The organism is Paenibacillus xylanexedens (assembly GCF_017874615.1).
Classification (GTDB): Bacteria; Bacillota; Bacilli; order Paenibacillales; family Paenibacillaceae; genus Paenibacillus; species Paenibacillus xylanexedens.
On sequence record NZ_JAGIKV010000022.1, the window covers coordinates 1 to 18180 of the forward strand.

The window sequence follows — 18180 nt, forward strand, 5'->3', positions numbered from 1 at the left end:
ATCCACTCCGCTCGACTTGCATGTATTAGGCATGCCGCCAGCGTTCGTCCTGAGCCAGGATCAAACTCTCCAATAAAGTATTGAAAAGAGCGATATGCTCATTTTGAATCTGACGAGATTAAAAATCTCATTTGTGCTCCAGTCGATTCAAGCCAAGGCTTATCTCGAACTTTCGCGTTCATTCTGCAAGCAGAATGTTTACTCACTCGTTGTTCAGTTTTCAAAGATCAAACTCATTTCATTATTTCTTGTGTTTCCCGAGTCAGCCGTGTGTTTCAGCGGCGACTTAAATAATATATCATACGGCTGAATGTAATGCAACAGTTTTTTCATTTCTTTTCTTTAGTAGTTTTGCATTAGCTAAAGCTATCATATCCGTACCCTATCTTGTCCTATCATATTAGGTCATGCTAATAGGGTACAAATATTTTAACACATTTATGAAAGGGTTTACAATAACTTCTTAATAAAATGCTTTTTATTATTTCCTGAGCAACTATATCTCGGTTATGTGCAACTCAATGTTTACTCAGGTAAGCGGGAAGCCAGCTCTCTATTACAGAGTTGGCTTCCCGCTTATATAACAGGCACCTCACTTATTTATCAATCGCAATCCCCAAGTTAGTTTTGTATCCATGGATTACGACGCTTTTTATCGGATTTCCGTTGGTTAGAAGTAGCTGCACCCTCTCTGGATGTTTTCCCAGACACGGATACCTTGGATTTATTCTTCAGAGGAGCCTTGCTTGTTCTGCGTTTCCCAGCTGCCGGCTTACTCCCTGCTTGCTTGGACTTCCCTTCCGAATCTGATCCAACCTCTTCAATTGCTACCTGACTTAAGTTAGCGTCCTCACGCCCCCCTTTTTTACCACCCTTGCCTTGCCCTTGAGGAGGATACATTTCACCAAATGCTCCAAGCGGGGACGGCGGAACCATGTTCTGAGTAGGGTACGGATTCTGATAAGCATACTCAATAGGCTGGTTTGGCATCGTTGATGTAGACATTTCAGGCGGCATACCGTACGAAGGACCATACATATTCCAAGCCGGATCCTGATAACCATGAGAAGGATAAGTATACTGAGGCATATGTGTATGTGAGCCACATCCACATGGAGGGTACGGAAGCATTGAGTATGGAGATATGAAAGGCGGCTGATGATTCATATGACTAGGTGCTGCATACGTTGGGAATGGACTATTCACTTCGCCAACTGGCGCAATCGGAAATGAGTTATTTTGCATTTCTGCGGACAGATTCGGCATAACGTTATTGTGGTTATAACCCTGCTCCGCGCTAGTCCACGGACTGTTAGGCAGATCACTGTTATTATAAGGACTAACTTCCGGAATCCCTGGAAACGACGCATTGTTACTCATTCCAGCCGTGTACATGTCTTGCTGAGCACCATACACCTCTTGTACAGGAACCGGGATTTGAACATAAGGGTGCTCGGCTGGTGCATGATGCAACTTGTTACCACAACCACAAGGCTTTTTCGTTGCTGGTGCAACTTCAGTTGGAGACTTTGTATTAGGCATTACAGGCAAAGGCATAATTTCAGGCGAAAGATTCGGCATTGTGTATTTCTTGGATTCTACTACCGGTTTTACATAAACTTCGGGTTTAATCTCTTCCTTTTTGTTCGTTTCCATTTCAGGTTTCACTTCAGGAAGCTCTGGCAACTGCGGCAGTACCTCTAGTTCAGGCTTCACATTAGGCTTTTCCGTATTGGCTGGTGGTGGAGCAGGCACTGGGACCGGAACTGGAACCTCTGCTACCGGAGCAGGAGGAGTTGGTACAACTGGCGCCGATGGTTCCGGTTCTTTGACTCCGGTGTATTCCTTACCTTCAGGCGACAATTTTTCATGCGCAGCAATGTTGCTGGCACCCGAATTAGATGTGCTGTTTCCTTGTGCATGCATAGATGGAATATAAACTGTCTCCCCCACCAGCAGAGCATTCGGATTTTTCAACTGTGGATTGGCATTGATCATATCTTTTAAAGGAACTCCCCAGGCTTGTGCCAACTTCCATAACGAATCTCCTTGCTGCACCTTGTGGCTGTGGAGCACACCCTCCGGCTTCGGTGTTACTGGCTCTGCAGGGATTTTGACCTTCATGCCAATATCCAGCTTGTCGGGATTTGTGATTTGCGGATTAGCCGCGATCAATTTGTCCAGCGCTACATTGTATTTTTGGGACAGCAGATATAATGTGTCGCCTTTTTTCACCATGTGTATTTTCACAGGGAACTAACCTCCTAGACGTCATACTTGGGCAGTACATTCGCCCATACCGTTACTACATCCTATGCAGAAACCGGGCTAATGACATCAACTAAACAAAAAAAATCCTCCCTGCCTCTAAAATTCCCATACATAAGGTATGCAAAATTTTATCGGACAAGGAGGATTCCTGTTCCCTATGTTATGCAATTCTAACTTAAGATTCCCACACTTTATATCCATCTTTGTCAACAATCTGACGGAATGCTTCCAGCAGTCTCAGCGTTACCGGACCTGCTACTCCCGTGCCAATTGTTCTTCCATCGACTTCATATGCAGCGATAACTTCTGCAGCTGTCCCGGTGAAAAAGACTTCGTCTGCGATATACACATCATGCAGGGTGAATGGCACTTCTTTTAATTCAAGCTCCAGTTCGCCACATAGATCGATAATCGCTTGACGTGTAATGCCTTCAAGTGCTCCGAGATAACAAGGCGGCGTGTACACTACACCATTTTTGATGATGAAGATGTTATCACTTGAACCCTCAGTTACGTAACCTTGGGAGTTCAGCATAATTGCTTCACCAGCACCTGAATAGTTAGACTGGATTTTAACCAGGATGTTATTCAGATAGTTTAACGATTTAATTTTCGGATTCAATGCGTCCGGAATGTTCCGGCGTTGGGATACGGACACGGCTTTCAATCCAGTAAGATACGCTTCCTCCGGATAGATCGCTAATTGCTCCACGATGATGATTACTGATGCCTTAGGGCAACGTAACGGGTCCAACCCCAGATTACCAGGGCCACGCGATACAATAAGACGAATATAACCATTACGCATATCATTGCGGCGCACCGTTTCAGCCATGACTTCCAGCATCTCATCAATGGACAGCGGAATGTTCAAACTGATGGATTTCGCCGAATCATACAAACGATCCAAGTGGGCCTTACATCTGAAAATGTTTCCGTTATAGATCCGAATACCTTCGAAAATCCCGTCTCCATACAAAAATCCATGATCATATACCGAAACGGTTGCGTTCTCCTTGGTCACATACTGACCATCCAAATAGATCCATTGTTCTGCCACCGATGACTGCACCTCCATAAAATATCCATTTACTGTACTCCGAAACGTTATTAACCCGTCCATTGTACACCAAAAGACAAGCCATTACTCGCTCATTCTACCCCGACTTATGACAACCTTCTAACATTCCCAAATACCATCAGGTCAATTATCTCGAAGGATATGTATAACAAGGATAGCTACCCAGAACACGCACCTGACAATTCAATGCTTCAATCTCCGCCATGGCCGCGGTAAGCAATACGGAATCGACCGTTTCCACAACATCAATGTAAAAATAGTAACTGCCCAATCGTTTCTTCGTTGGACGAGATTCGAGACGGGTCAAGTTCAGCTTCCGCCATGCAAAAGCCGACAATACCTGATGCAACGCACCCGGTGCATCTTCTGGCAACGTCACCAGCAAGCTTGTTTTCACATGATCCGGTTCACGTGGAATGTTCACAGGTTCATGGCCGATGAGCACAAAACGGGTATAGTTATTGTCATGATCTGTAACCCGTTCAGCCATAATGTCCAGACCATGCTTCTGAGCAGCAAGCTTGGTACCGATTGCTACCCAGCCCTTACCCGGATTTTTTTTCACAATTTCTACAGCTTCGGCTGTACTGTTCACACCTTCAAGCTCCGCCCCAGGCGAATGCAGCCGAATAAAATTCTGACATTGCGGAATAGCCACAGGGTGAGACATGATCTTGGTGATTCTACCAAAGTCATACTCGCCACTCTCTGTCTTAAATTCCGAGCCATGTCCAATCACATTCTGAATGGATGGGTATACCCACTCCGCTTGCATCGGAATGTCCACTTCATTCACAAGCCAGTCCATATGAAGACTAACAGAACCTTCAATGGTATTTTCGATCGGAATGACACTGTATTGTGCATTTCCACTATCCGTTGCTCGAAAAACATCCGAAATGAGCTTGGAGTGAAGCAAATCTAATGGTTCACCGTTAAAAAGGAAATCAATTGCCTCATGAGAGACTGAGCCTTCAGGTAATACTGCAATTCGTTTCATGCATTAACTTCCCCTTTGATTCTGTCCAGAAAAGGACGTTCGTCTTGATCAGGCAGCACGGTTACACCGTCCAAATCCGGATCGAGCCATAGTGCAGAAGCAGATATACCCTCCCGCTCCATCGTGTCCAGCAAATATTGTTCCAATCCCGCTTTCCGGGTGTCATGACGATCTACCAAAGTCAATACAGTCGGTCCAGCTCCGCTCAGGGCAGCTCCCAACGCTCCATGATCGACGGCATGTTCCAATATCTCAGCCATGCCTGGCACCAATGATGCCCGATATGGTTGGTGAATTCGATCTGACATCGCCTTCTGAATCATATCCAGTCGTCCACTCGCCAAAGCGGCAACGAGTAGTGAGGATCTGCTAATATTATGCACCACATCAGACATGCCAAATTGCTCTGGAATTACATTCCTTGCTTTTGAAGTAGACAGCTGGAATTCAGGTACAATAACCAAAGCCTGCAGATCCTGGTGTGGTTCAATACGTATATGATCTACCTGTTGACCATTCCATGCAGCCGTAATAATACCGCCATACAGCGATGCTCCCACATTATCAGGATGCTTCTCGAGGGATGTGGCCATATCCAGAAGCTTGGCATCGGATAAAGGAGCGCCAATTAATGCATTCGCTGCTGCCAATGCACCAACGATGGCTGATGCACTACTCCCAAGTCCCCGCGTAAGCGGGATATCGGAATACATGGAAATCTCCAATTCAGGTATGAACACCCCGGCTTCATCGAATACCATCTGTGCCACTTCGTAAATCAAATTCGATTTGTCTGTAGGCAGGCCTGTCAAATGATTGCCGTGAAGATGAAATGACGTCTGCTCGGCAGGTTTCATTTCCAACCAGGCATACAAAGACAATGCCATGCCCAGGGTATCAAACCCCGGACCGAGATTGGCTGTGCTTGCAGGTATTTTTACGGTTACCTTTTCACGCAAACTCATACAGATTGCTGCTCCAGTTGTGCAATAGCCGCCATTACTGCTTCTTCCGTATCTTCAACAACAAGCGGCTCAGTCGCTACTGTTTTGATCGCAATATTAGGATCTTTCAGGCCATTACCTGTCAGTACACAAACGACAGTCTCTCCGCCTTTAAAGTACCCTTCACTCTTCAGTTTGTATACACCGGCAAGGGAAGCCGCAGAAGCAGGTTCAGCAAAAATTCCTTCCCGAGAAGCAAGTGTACGATACGCCGTCAGGATTTGTTCATCCGTTACATAGTTGATCTGTCCACCAGATTCCTCAGCTGCAGCTACTGCCGTTTTCCAGCTGGCCGGATTACCGATTCGAATTGCTGTTGCTACTGTTTCAGGTTCAAGGATCGGCTCACCTTTGACAATGGCCATCGCACCTTCTGCTTCGAAACCAACCATACGTGGAAGCGTGCTGGATTTGCCTGCCTCTTTATATTCTTTGAAACCTTTCCAATAAGCCGAGATATTCCCCGCATTACCGACTGGAATAGCCAGAACGTCAGGCGCTTCGCCAAGTTGTTCAATTACTTCAAACGCTGCTGTCTTCTGTCCTTCAATCCGGAACGGATTCACAGAGTTTACAAGTGTGATCGGATGTTTGGCTGTGATCTCACGCACAATCTCCAGTGCACGGTCAAAGTTACCATTGATCGCAATCACTTTGGCGCCATAGATCATGGCTTGGGCCAGTTTACCCAGTGCAATGTTGTTATTCGGGATCAGCACGATACAATTGAGACCACCACGTGCGGCATAAGCCGCTGCCGCTGCTGATGTATTACCTGTGGATGCACACATGATCGTGCGACTGCCCTCTTCCAGTGCTTTGGCAACAGCCATAACCATTCCGCGGTCTTTGAAAGAACCCGTAGGATTCAAACCTTCGTATTTGAAATAGAGGTTCAAACCAAGTTCCTCAGACAGATTCTCTGCATGAATCAACGGTGTATTTCCTTCCTGAAGCGTAAGCAGGGGTGTATTTTCATTAACTGGAAGGTGCTCTCTGTACGTTTGCAAAAGTCCTTGATATCTCATTGTGGGTAAACTCCTTTATGTTTTAATAATCTGAAATGATGACCTGTTGAACCAGATATAATTAACTTGTACGTTATAACTTAGATAATTGAGATGTAGTCTGGGATACGGATGATTATCCTTCCACCCGGTAGACACTCTTAATGCGGCGAATGACGCTGAGTGATTCAAAATGTTTTAACACTTTATCCATGCTTGCCTTACTTGCATTATGTGTAACGATAATGATCTCGGCATCCGGGTTGTGCTCATTCGGCTGTTGAACAACCGACGCCAGACTGACATCATATTCTGCGAAAATTTGTGTGATTTGTGCCAATACACCGGCTTTATCGTCTACGTGTAGTAAAATAAAGTTTTTCGACACGATCTGCTCGTCGCTTTGCAGTCGCTTCGTCTTATAAGGCACAATGGCTTTGAGACCGTTCACGCCAAGTTTAAGGTTTTTGGTAACCGCCACAATGTCCGCTACAACCGAAGTTGCCGTTGGGAGTTCTCCCGCACCCGCACCGTAGAACATCGTCTCCCCTACAGCTTCACCGTGTACATATACTGCGTTGAACACACCGTTGACTGAAGCAATCGGGTGATTCTGTCTAACCATTGTCGGCTGAACGCTGATCGTGATCTCATCGCCAATACGGTCCGCAATACCAAGTAACTTCATCTCATAGCCCAATCTTTTGGCATACATAATGTCTTCACGAGTTACGGAGGATATTCCTTTAACGGTGACATCCTTCAACTCCACATTGGTGCGGAAACCGAGTGTACTCAAGATCGCCATTTTGCGAGCTGCGTCAAGTCCCTCCACATCGGAAGTTGGATCGGATTCGGCATATCCCAGAGCCTGTGCTTCAGCCAGTACTTCTTCATAGGATGCACCTTCCTGACTCATTTTGGTCAGAATAAAGTTCGTTGTTCCGTTCACAATCCCCATAATGCGGGTAATCCGATCAGAAGAGAAACCTTCAATCAGCGTACGAATGATCGGAATCCCTCCAGCAACACTCGCCTCATAGAACACGTCACATTGTTTCTCCTGCGCCTTCGCCAAAATCTCTGTACCATGCAGTGCCATGAGATCTTTGTTTGCTGTTACGATATGCTTCCCACGTTCCAATGCTTCAAGAATATACTCCTTCGTCTGATCAATGCCGCCCATGACTTCAACGATGACATCAATATCCGGATGACGAATGACTTCCCAAGGATCTTCCGTAAGCTTGGCACGGTCTACAGCAATAACACGTTCTTTCTCTGTATTTTTCACTGCGATCTTTTCGATGACAATCGGCGATCCAACCTGACTGCTCAGATCCTCCTGATTCCCTTCCACAATGCGAACGACTCCCGTTCCAACAGTTCCCAGACCCAACAATCCGACTTTTACTGGTTTCACTAACGATCTACCCCCTAATGTCTATTCTTGTCTGTCAGTCCTGTATGTTAAAGCCTAATTACCCTTGGCCTACAATACGCGTGCGTCTTACTCCAGGCATATCTTGCATTCGATCCAGCATTTCACCGATTTCGCCATGAAGATGTGTTGTTTCCACCGAAATGACAACATTGGCTCTTCCCTGAAGCGGGATACTCTGATTAATTGTGAGTACATTAGCTCCATAACCAGCTACATGTCCAAGCACACGAGACAAGATACCCGACTGATGTTCCAGATCAATGGAGATCGTTACAATTCTCTCGCGCTCAAGCTGGTTGATCAGATGTATTCCATCCTTGTACTTGTAAAAGGCACTCCGGCTTAATCCGACCTTTTCAACTGCCTCATGCACTGTTTTAACATCACCAGAAGCCAGTAGTTCTTTTACCTGCATGGTCTTCACCACTGCCTCTGGTAAAATATCTTCCCGTACTAAGTAATAGCGTTCGTTCACAGAACGTCCTCTCCTCAAAGACTCATGTATTCATATAGTGGACATTATATAGGATCTATGACAAAAGGGCAATACATGACACGCCTATTTTTTGAAATACGTTCCTCACAGTATACAAGTTTCTCCCTCTCCCATGTCAGGAAAAAACAAAAAAAACGCAGAGTTGCGGGTCAACTTCCCACTTCTCTGCGTTCATATATTGATCTGTCTCTCCATGGAAGACGGCTACTTAGTAGTAACTGCTGCCTTCCACGAATTCGAATTCAAAGTCTCCGATGCGCACGATGGTGCCTTCTACAGCTCCGCGCTTACGCAACTCAGCATCCACACCCATATAACGTAGTGTACGTGCGAGTTTCAGTATAGCCTCGTGTGAGTTCAGTTGCATTCGTTTCATCATGCGGTCAATCTTGGCACTTTCGACAACGAACATTTCATTCTCACGCACAATTTTGAAACCATCGTCTTCTTTTTTGTCCAGGCTATATACTTTACGTTCAGATACATCTGCTACCTCTTCAACCACTCGCTCGTCTGGAACCTGATCCAGCAGATCAGCGGCACGATACAGAAGTTCTTGAATCCCTTTCCGGGTCAAGGATGAAATTGGCAACACTTCAATATCAGGTTGAACTTCACGAACTTGCTGTAAAAATTGCTCCAGGTTCGCTTCAGAGTCTGGCATATCCATCTTGTTAGCTGCTACAACTTGCGTTCTCTCGGCGAGAAGCGGATTGTACAACTTCAATTCGTCATTGATTTTCTGCCAGTCTTCAAAAGGATCGCGTCCTTCCGAACCCGACATATCTACAACGTGAACAATAATGCGAGTACGCTCGACATGACGCAGGAACTCATGTCCCAGTCCGACTCCTTCATGCGCACCTTCAATCAGTCCAGGCAAATCAGCCATGACAAAGCTTCGGCCTTCTCCTACACCGACTACACCCAGATTCGGTGTAATGGTTGTGAAATGGTATGCCCCGATCTTTGGCTTGGCTGACGAAACGACAGAAAGCAATGTGGATTTCCCGACACTCGGGAAACCAACCAGACCAACATCTGCCATAACTTTCAGTTCGAGTACGATGTAACGCTCTTGTCCTTCTTCACCGTTCTCAGCAAGTTCAGGGGCTGGGTTGTTCGGTGTGGCAAATCGGATGTTCCCTCGTCCGCCCCGACCACCACGAGCAATAACAACCTGTTGACCGTGACGTGTCATATCCGCCAGTACTTCTCCACTGTCTTCATCCAAAATGATAGTTCCTGGTGGAATGCGCACAATCATGTTCTCCGCGTTTGCACCATGCTGACTTTTATTACGTCCCTTCTCACCACGTGGGGCCTTGAAGTGACGCTGGTAACGGAAATCCATCAACGTACGCAAACCTTCATCCACACGGAAGATGATGTCAGCTCCTCTGCCTCCATCGCCCCCGGCAGGTCCGCCGTTTGGTACATACTTCTCACGACGGAACGAAATAATTCCGTCCCCTCCGTCTCCGGCTTTTACATAAATCTTCGCTTTATCTACAAACATTGGTTAACCCCTTCTTCCTATATTCCACACGGCATTCTGAATTGTATAAACGTATCCTCAGACGGAATCTGCTCCGTTCTGACTTTTTTTCCTTTGAGTACGGCAGTAAGCTGCCGCAGTGTTTCCGGATCGGGTGTTTGATCCCCATCCAGTCGGACAACCACATCTCCATGATCCTGTCCGAAGTTTAAGGTCAGTTTGCGAACCTCTCCCCAAGAAGACCGGCCGCCGCCATATTGATAGGCCCTGATTGCATCCGCAATCGCCCCGGTAAGTGACTCGCCATCCTCGGGAGAGACCAGAGCACTAAGCTGCAACTCATCTTCTATTTCCACATGCAATTCCAGCGCAATTCCACTGGCGCGAAAAGACTGAAGATAAAACACGAGGGAAGGAATGCCTAATCTGGAGATTCGGCTTTCTTCTGTAACCCGCTCTTTTATTCTTTCCACACATTGCAAGGATTTATCAAGTTTGCCCAGCCGAAGATATCCATATAACACCTGAAGGTCGTTCATCCAGTCGTGTCGATGATGATTTAATGAAGCAATTGCGGTTTTTTCCATGGATTGTATGATGGCTCTGCGTTCCGCCTCCGCCTGTTTCTTCATCGCATTCACAGAAATGAGCAATACTGCGACGGACCACAATGCGCACACGACGCTTGAGATCATCGCCGGATACAACATAACGAAAACCAAAGGAATCAGAAGTGAACATGCCGCAATCCACGGCACTCTTTTCCAAGATTTCATGGCTTCTCCCCGTTCTACAAAACTCGGTTGGTCTACACCCACCGTAACCAAGTATAACATGTCTTTTCTGCCAGTTCATTATCGAATAACCGTTGAATACAAAAAACCTTCGGCAAAAATGCCGAAGGCTCCTTAGGCGGAATGCCGATATTACGCTTCTACTGCTGCTGCTACAGGAGCAACATTAACAGGGTAGATGCTTACTTTTTTGCGATCGCGTCCCCAACGTTCGAATTTTACAACGCCGTCGATTTTCGCGAACAAAGTGTCATCTTTACCGATGCCAACGTTAGTTCCTGGGTGAATTTTCGTTCCGCGTTGGCGAACGAGAATGCTACCACCAGTTACAGTTTGACCATCAGCACGTTTAACACCCAGACGTTGAGCATTACTGTCACGTCCGTTCTTCGTGGAACCTACACCTTTTTTCGATGCGAATAACTGAAGATTTAATTTCAACATGATTGGTTGTCCTCCTTCTTTGCTTATTTGAATTGCTGTATTTTAATATACTTCCCGTATGACTCTGCAATATTAGAGAGCATAACCACCATGGATTCGAGTAACAATTGTACCTGGGACCAGGTTTCCCCTCTCTCTAACAAAGGTAAAGAACCGCTTAAAAAGCCATTCTTCATCTTGGCATCCATTTCGACACCGGTCAATGTTTCAATCGAGTTCACCGTACCCACTGTAACAGCGGATACCCCGGCACATACGATGTCTTCTCCCCGCTTGGCAAAATTAGCATGCCCTTCAATGGAAAAACGTTCGATGTTCCCGTCCTCATCACGAAAGATTTGAACGATAATCACTTATCGCACCTTCTTTACGCTTTGATTGTTTCGATAGTTACTTTAGTGTACGGTTGACGGTGACCTTGCTTCACATGGTAGTTCTTTTTAGGTTTGTATTTGTATACGATAACCTTTTGTCCTTTGCCATGTTTCTCCACTTTAGCCGTTACAGTAGCTCCAGAAATCAATGGTGTACCTGCTGTCAAACCTTGATCGTTAGATACAGCCAGGACACGGTCGAACGTTACGCTTTCGCCATCGTTCGCAGTCAATTTCTCGATGAACAGAACATCGCCCTCTTGGACTTTGTACTGTTTGCCGCCTGTTTCAATAATTGCGTACATTTGCCTTGCACCTCCTCATGTCTCAGACTCGCCCGTTCTCAGGTGACAGTGTCCTTGCGGAACTGTTCTTATACCCGGCCAGTGCGGTTACAGCATGTGCAAGACCATTAGGCTAAACACATACTTGAAGATTATATCACGCAATATATCAAAAATCAATGCAAAGGTGTAATATATCTTTTTCCCGTACCATGACAGGAAGAACACGGCTCCACATAGGGCAACGTACTCTCTTCCCGCACTTTCTTACGGGTAAGTTCAAGCAATCCAAGCTTGGTCCAACCCATTACAAACGCTTTGGTCCGATCCTTCTTGAGCTCGCCCTCCAAAGTCGCCGCCACTTCATGCCGATTTGAAGCTTCCTCCATATCAATGAAGTCGACAATAATCATGCCACCGATATCCCGCAGGCGCATCAGACGAGCAATCTCCACTGCTGCCTGTATGTTGGTCTCTGTCACGGTCTCTTCCAGACTGTCACCGCCAGCTCCCGTATATTTGCCTGTGTTCACATCCACTACAGTCAGAGCTTCAGTATGATCAATAACAATGTATCCGCCACCAGGCAACCACACTTTCCGGGCAAAATCCTTATTCAACTGTTCCTGCACACCATAGGCAGCAAAGATGGATTCTGTTCCCCGATACACCTGTACTTTGGGTTGATGACCAGGACTAATCTCTTCGAGCAATGCTTTTACCTCACGGGCTTGTCCTTCACTATCAGTGATGACTTCGTCACTCCCTGGCGTATACACATCTCTGATGATTCGCTGTACCATGCTATGATCCCGATGCAAGAGGCTTGGTGAAGGCAAACTGTCCGCTTTTTCACGAATCAGATACCACTGCGCGCGTAATGTTTCCAAGTCCGACTTAATGGCTTCATGCTGCTCTTCTCCAGATACGGTTCGAATAATAAGTCCTTCTTCATCCCGCCTCAGTTGCTCCCCAAGTGCCTTAAGACGGGAACGATCCCCTTCACGGGCAATTTTCTTGGATACCGCTACATAGTCAGCAACAGGCATGTAGACAAGCCAACGGCCCGGGAGTGAATAATGAGTCGTCACCCGGGCTCCCTTGCCTCCTACCGGTTCTTTCAGAACCTGAACAATGACTTCCTGACCCGGACGAAGCAACTCCGAGATGGAAGGCTTCACCTTGGGCTGTTTCTCCAGATGGGGATGCAACACATCGTCCACATAGAGGAACGCATTCTTTTTCTGACCAATATCCACAAAAGCAGCTTGCATACCTGGTAACACATTCACGACCCGTCCCTTGAAAAAGGAACCCAGCAGTCCACGATCGCGTGTACGCTCTGCCGTAAATTCCACAGCTTTGCCTTCTTCCAGAAGCGCCATTTGCATGAGGTTATGTTCATTATGTACTATCATTTGTTTCATGGCTTCACCTCTAGAAGACAATTCAAATCATCCACATCCATTTCAGTATCTTTTCAATTCTCATTGTACATACATTAACCCATTTCAGAACAGGTCCACCAGAACACTACAATTTATCACCATTTTGTTGAAAATAGGAACCGATAATCCGTTGCTCAGGCAAGACGGCCATAATTCGACCCTGTCTGTTCATCACGTATACCATATGGTATCTTTCTCTCTTTAATAGACGCAAAATAGTGTCCAAAGGTTTCGCCGGGAATGAGATTATTGGCTGCGCCAAACTGCCAGTAGCCGCGTGACGAGCGAACGCGCCCTCTCGATTCATAAGAAAACGAATAAAGCGATAGGGCACATTTCGGTAATCTGTTACGTTGGAATAGAACAAAAAAAGGCCGATTAACAGAATGTTGAGCGGTAGGCCGTAGTCTCCAGTAAACCATCGGCTGATAGCATATAAAATAACCCCTACGCTACACAGAATGCTAATTCTGTAAGTCCACATTAATGTTGTATAGTAGGGTGCCCACAGACTGACAAGCGCCTGAACAATTTTACCTCCGTCCAGAGGAAGTACAGGCAGCAGATTAAAGAGGGCAATGAGCAGGTTCCCCTGAATGATATAGTTGAGAAAAACCGGGTCACCCAGATTGCCATACTGCAACAGCATAACCACCCCAACCATCAGCATGTTTTGTAATGGACCAGCCAGAGCAATGATGATTTCCCGGTAGGCAGTGATCGTACCTCCATCTTCGATAACCGCTACTCCTCCAAAAGGGAGCATCTGGATCGACAAGACACGATAGCCCAGAAGTGCCGCCGCCGCAGCATGTCCACATTCATGAATGAATACAATGGCAAACAACGTAATAAGCTCAATAAAATGTCCAGTCAGAAGGGAGGCCATCATGATAATTACAAAAAACGGATGAAACGTAATACGGACTCCCCACACCCTAATCAAGGGCAACAACTTCCGCCGGGTCTACGTACTCCTCCCCCTCTTTCACTGCAAAATAGAGCGTGGCCGGTTGTTCACCACCCGTAGCCTTGAGACTCCCCACTGGATTCCCCGCTTCCACCCAATCATTCACGCTCACTTCACTTTCGTTCAGCCGACCGTATATTGCCGTGACATTGCCTGTATGTTGGATGACAACTGTGAACCCACTTGCTACATCGCCGATAACCTCCATGACACGCCCAGCATCCGAACTTGCGACCTGTATAAGTTCTGCACCTGCGGCATCCGGAACGATCTCGATTCCCTTCATGCTCAGCGCAAATGGCTGAACCACTGTGCCTGAGATCGGTTTGCCCAGTAACTGCCTTACTTTTAATCCGTTCACGGCATCCGTCGTATGTCCGAGGACCGGAAGAAACGAAGGCGTTCCTCCAAAATGCCGTTCATACCAAGCCGCTGCTGAGGCAAAATCCATATCCCGATGGAGTGCATCCGCAATTACTGTTTTGGGTGATGTCGTCCACGATGTATCCAACTGAAATAAACCCCATACTCCGCCAAATATCAAAGCGCTAATAACCGTCCGCTTGAGAAGCGACTTGAACAGGTTAAATCTCGAATGCCCCCCTGGAACGAAATGACCATTCTCTTTTTTCCACAACCATTCCGGATCTCTTTCCTGTGCCCCCTCACTAGGCGTAAATGGTTTTGGGTGTATGATCTCATTCTTGTCCAACAGTGAACCTAATTTCTGCTCCTGTAAGACCTCCACAGTGGCACCATCCATCAGTCGCCGAATGCGTTCTTCTCGTCTCTGCTTGATTCTGAGTTTCGTGTTCATGGAATGTCCTCCCGCCGAGGCTTGTTTACTACATCCTATGAAGAGGTGGTTGATAATATGAACAAGCCTGCCCGCAGGTAACAAAAAAAGCCGGGCTATAAGCCACGGCTGTCATGTAATCAGATAATGAATAAGTCCATTTAAATGAGTTAACCCATTCCCAAGAACTTTTTGAAACGTGTAAAAGCGCCCTTTTTCTGCTCCAGCTGCATCAATGGGACCGTATCTCCCAGAATGCGTCGTGCAATGTTGCGATACGCAATCGCCGCAAGTGAATCCGGATTCATGACCGTAGGTTCTCCTGAATTGGCCGCTTTGATGACCAGTTCATCATCAGGCACGATGCCAATCAGGTCAATATTAAGTACTTGTAAAATACCATCGATATCTAACATGTCACCCGATTTAACCATATTATTGCGAATTCGATTCACCACCAGCTTTGGTGATTGAATGTGCGAACTCTCCAGCAGGCCGATGACACGATCCGCATCACGCACTGCAGCATTTTCCGGTGTAGTGACCACGATGGCCTGATCTGCTCCTGCTACCGCATTTTTGAAACCCTGCTCTATGCCGGCTGGGCAATCAATAATGACGTACTCAAAATCTTTTTTCAATTCAAGGATAATATCTCTGACCTGTTCTGGCGACACTGAGTTTTTGTCTCTCGTCTGCGCCGCAGGTAACATGTATAATTCTTCGAAACGCTTGTCTTTGACCAAAGCCTGATTCAGACGGCAGCGGCCGTCCGCAACGTCGCACAGATCGTAAATAATACGGTTTTCGAGTCCCATCACGACATCCAAATTACGAAGGCCGATATCGGTATCTACCAGACAAACCTTTTTGCCGAGCAGCGCCAGCGCTGTCCCGATGTTTGCCGAGGTGGTTGTTTTACCCACGCCGCCTTTACCCGAAGTGATCACGATCGCCTCTCCCATGAGCTACACTCCTTTAAACACATTAAAATCTCGGCGTAACCGAACGATATTGCTCATTTTGTCTATCTGCATCTGATTGTCCTGTAAGTAAGCAAATTCCATTCCGGTCTCTCGGCTCTCCCATTCATCGGGAGGACGACTGATGATATCCGCAATCCGTAGCTGCGTCGGTGCAAATACCGAAGCGGCAATGATCGCTTCCTCGTCCCCGCCAATTCCGGCATGAGCCATACCTCGGAGTGAACCCAACACATATATATCTCCGGTACACGTCACTGTGCCCCCCGGATTGATATCCCCAAGAAACAGGAGATTTCCTTCATGATGAAGCACCTGACCTGAACGCACCATACCACACATGGTTATAATCGGCGGTGGTCCTTTAACCTCCGGTTGGAGTGCAGGTGAGTCGATGGATCGAATAAGCAAATTCCCTTTTTGCTTCAATATATCGAGGATTGCTTCTTTCTGGTCCTCTGTCACTTCGCGGGCACCCAACTTGATATCCACATGAACAATCGGTCCGGTCAAAATATTTTGATGGCTGTGTTCCAGCTTATAGCGGAGCTCATAGAGCAATTCCTCGAATTCACATTGATCGTCCAACAGGAAAACCAGGCCGTCTCGGATGCCTTTAATCGTTACGTGATTCGATTTTACCGTCATAAGCCTGTCCCTCCCATCTCATTACATTTCGTGCCCGGGGCCCCAAGTTCCTGCTTTGCGCTCCATAAATGTATTTAGGAAGCTTCTTCTGTCTTGCTCCGTCTCTTGCCGATCCGCTCCAGTTGTTTCCGAAGGGGGACATAAATGATCAAGGCAAACACAAAATGAATGAACAAATTAGGAATCATGTATTCAATCAACGCCCAGTCAAAGGTCACGTGGTTAAGTTGGAAGAGCTTGTACAGGAAAAATAGCATGGTGTCATTAAGCAGACTTCCCAAAATGACAACCGATACCATAACCGGCAGTGGTGCACGCGGTGCTTGAAAAATGAGTCCCATCATATATGCCGATAATCCCATCGAGAATCCATAAGGTCCAATCATCTCGCCGTAGAATACAACGTCATGCAATAGTCCAAAAAATATACCGAGTACTAGTGCCGTGTGACGATGATGATATACAGCGATAAACAAAATTACGATATAGACCAGATTGGCAGAAATACGCATCTGCCAGCCAGAAGGGATGAGCAGCGGCAAAATTGTGCCTTCCGCAATGAACAAAAGGAATAGTAACAGGAACAAAACTTGCTTACGTGTTACCATTATTCTTTTACCTCAGGCGGGATAATGACAATCAGCTCTTTCCAATCAAGGAAGCTTGCGTATGGTTTGATAATCGCAGTCCGCGTTAAACCGTACTCCCCAACTTCAACCTTTTCCACTTCACCAATCCGCATATACTTGGGAAAGTTATTGATGATCCCCGAAGAGATGATCTCATCACCCTCTTTGATGTTTGAATCCTCTGAGATCTTGGTCATTTTGAGCATGCCCGTCTTCGGATCATAACTCTCAATCATACCAAATACTTTCTCCTTACCTACTGCCGTTGCTGCAATGGCATTGGATGTCGGATCATTGGCGTCCATGGACGTTAACAGATTAACCGTTGATGTATATGAGCTGACATGACTGATCACGCCGACCAGCCCTTCCTGGGAGGTAACGGCCATCCCCGGCTTGATTCCTGCATTTTCACCGATATCAATGTTAATGGTTCTGCTATTTGGATCCGAATTGGCACTGATAACCTGAGCAATTCGCGAACCGTAATTATAGCGATTCTTCTGTTCTTCTGTGAAATTGAGCGCTTTCTGAAGTTGCTCATTCACTTGCTCCATATCATTGTACTTCAGCCGATCTCGGGTATAGTGACCCATCGCGATGCGAAGCTCTTCATTCTCATCATATACCGTACGCATGTTCGCTACATCTTTGAAAAAGCCCGCTACATAGGAAGCGGGCTTGTAAAATACGTATTGTACAAATCCAACTGAATCCTTCAGGAATTTCTCCGGCCAGGATAGAGTGGTTCGCGGACTGAGCGTAAAGCCCATTAACGCGATAAATGTAACAAGGCCCACCAGCAAAACAAAAAGTCTTTTGTTGCCTAGCAGTTTAAACAGTTCGAACACCCTCTAACATCCATATTCTCTTCCGAGCCATGCCCGGCGGGGAGACTGTCAGACCTGTAGTCCCTGCGAGAATATCAGCCGATCCTCCCCTGTTAAGCGGGTAATAGCTCATCCCCGGGGTTAACCGGGTCCTCTATAAAGATATCTTGCCACTTGGT

At 46.5% G+C, this 18180-nt stretch carries 19 protein-coding genes, 1 rRNA gene and 1 other annotated feature; all 20 genes read right to left on the reverse strand.

The genetic code is table 11. From position 1 onward, the window contains the following. Positions 1-76 (reverse strand): 16S ribosomal RNA (locus tag J2Z28_RS23820); the annotation flags it as partial. Positions 77-621: 545 nt separating this feature from the next. Beyond that, positions 622-2250 carry a LysM peptidoglycan-binding domain-containing protein gene (locus tag J2Z28_RS23825; protein WP_211084553.1) on the reverse strand — a complete coding sequence of 543 codons (1629 nt, stop codon included), beginning with the start codon at positions 2248-2250 and terminating at the stop codon, positions 622-624. Positions 2251-2446: 196 nt separating this feature from the next. After that, positions 2447-3331 (reverse strand): branched-chain-amino-acid transaminase, encoded by an 885-nt coding sequence (gene ilvE / locus J2Z28_RS23830; RefSeq protein WP_017692630.1) that lies wholly within the window; start codon positions 3329-3331, stop codon positions 2447-2449. A 148-nt stretch (positions 3332-3479) separates the two neighbouring features. Beyond that, positions 3480-4352, reverse strand: a complete 873-nt coding sequence (gene pheA, locus J2Z28_RS23835) for a prephenate dehydratase (protein WP_211084554.1) — start codon at positions 4350-4352, stop codon at positions 3480-3482. Beyond that, on the reverse strand, positions 4349-5317 hold the full coding sequence (thrB, locus tag J2Z28_RS23840; protein WP_211084555.1) for a homoserine kinase: 969 nt from the start codon (positions 5315-5317) through the stop codon (positions 4349-4351). Before thrB ends, pheA begins: the two co-directional genes overlap by 4 nt. Next, on the reverse strand, positions 5314-6384 hold the full coding sequence (thrC, locus tag J2Z28_RS23845) for a threonine synthase (RefSeq protein WP_211084556.1): 1071 nt from the start codon (positions 6382-6384) through the stop codon (positions 5314-5316). Before thrC ends, thrB begins: the two co-directional genes overlap by 4 nt. Positions 6385-6499: 115 nt before the next feature. Further along, entirely contained in the window at positions 6500-7786 is a 1287-nt protein-coding gene (locus J2Z28_RS23850; RefSeq protein ID WP_133387123.1) for a homoserine dehydrogenase, read from the reverse strand. Positions 7787-7844: 58 nt separating this feature from the next. Continuing rightward, positions 7845-8282: an ACT domain-containing protein gene (locus J2Z28_RS23855; protein ID WP_211084557.1), complete on the reverse strand. Its 438-nt coding sequence runs from the start codon at positions 8280-8282 to the stop codon at positions 7845-7847. A gap of 229 nt (positions 8283-8511) precedes the next feature. After that, positions 8512-9822, reverse strand: a complete 1311-nt coding sequence (gene obgE / locus J2Z28_RS23860) for a GTPase ObgE (RefSeq protein WP_211084558.1) — start codon at positions 9820-9822, stop codon at positions 8512-8514. A 17-nt stretch (positions 9823-9839) separates the two neighbouring features. Next, the gene (locus J2Z28_RS23865; RefSeq protein ID WP_244988493.1) at positions 9840-10637 is read right to left on the reverse strand and encodes a Spo0B domain-containing protein; all 798 of its coding nucleotides are present in this window, start codon (positions 10635-10637) and stop codon (positions 9840-9842) included. 90 nt (positions 10638-10727) lie between these two features. Continuing rightward, positions 10728-11039: a 50S ribosomal protein L27 gene (rpmA, locus tag J2Z28_RS23870; RefSeq protein WP_017692622.1), complete on the reverse strand. Its 312-nt coding sequence runs from the start codon at positions 11037-11039 to the stop codon at positions 10728-10730. 23 nt (positions 11040-11062) lie between these two features. Then, positions 11063-11392, reverse strand: coding sequence for a ribosomal-processing cysteine protease Prp (locus J2Z28_RS23875; RefSeq protein ID WP_036605912.1), 330 nt, complete (start codon positions 11390-11392; stop codon positions 11063-11065). A 14-nt stretch (positions 11393-11406) separates the two neighbouring features. Next, a complete protein-coding gene (gene rplU, locus J2Z28_RS23880) occupies positions 11407-11718 on the reverse strand; it encodes a 50S ribosomal protein L21 (protein WP_017692620.1) in 312 nt (103 codons plus the stop codon). Positions 11719-11732: 14 nt separating this feature from the next. Continuing rightward, positions 11733-11817: a sequence feature (ribosomal protein L21 leader region), on the reverse strand. Between the two features lie 56 nt (positions 11818-11873). After that, the gene (locus tag J2Z28_RS23885; RefSeq protein ID WP_211084559.1) at positions 11874-13124 is read right to left on the reverse strand and encodes an Rne/Rng family ribonuclease; all 1251 of its coding nucleotides are present in this window, start codon (positions 13122-13124) and stop codon (positions 11874-11876) included. 106 nt (positions 13125-13230) lie between these two features. After that, positions 13231-14091 (reverse strand): M50 family metallopeptidase, encoded by an 861-nt coding sequence (locus tag J2Z28_RS23890; protein ID WP_211084560.1) that lies wholly within the window; start codon positions 14089-14091, stop codon positions 13231-13233. Next, positions 14084-14932, reverse strand: a complete 849-nt coding sequence (locus tag J2Z28_RS23895; RefSeq protein ID WP_211084561.1) for a M23 family metallopeptidase — start codon at positions 14930-14932, stop codon at positions 14084-14086. The genes J2Z28_RS23890 and J2Z28_RS23895 overlap by 8 nt, the downstream gene beginning before the upstream one ends. 149 nt (positions 14933-15081) lie before the next feature. Continuing rightward, the gene (gene minD / locus J2Z28_RS23900) at positions 15082-15876 is read right to left on the reverse strand and encodes a septum site-determining protein MinD (RefSeq protein WP_036605908.1); all 795 of its coding nucleotides are present in this window, start codon (positions 15874-15876) and stop codon (positions 15082-15084) included. A gap of 3 nt (positions 15877-15879) precedes the next feature. After that, on the reverse strand, positions 15880-16542 hold the full coding sequence (gene minC / locus J2Z28_RS23905; RefSeq protein WP_211084562.1) for a septum site-determining protein MinC: 663 nt from the start codon (positions 16540-16542) through the stop codon (positions 15880-15882). Between the two features lie 74 nt (positions 16543-16616). Further along, a complete protein-coding gene (mreD, locus tag J2Z28_RS23910; protein WP_036673543.1) occupies positions 16617-17150 on the reverse strand; it encodes a rod shape-determining protein MreD in 534 nt (177 codons plus the stop codon). Then, a complete protein-coding gene (gene mreC, locus J2Z28_RS23915) occupies positions 17150-18022 on the reverse strand; it encodes a rod shape-determining protein MreC (protein WP_036673542.1) in 873 nt (290 codons plus the stop codon). Before mreC ends, mreD begins: the two co-directional genes overlap by 1 nt. Between the last annotated feature and the right edge of the window lie 158 nt (positions 18023-18180).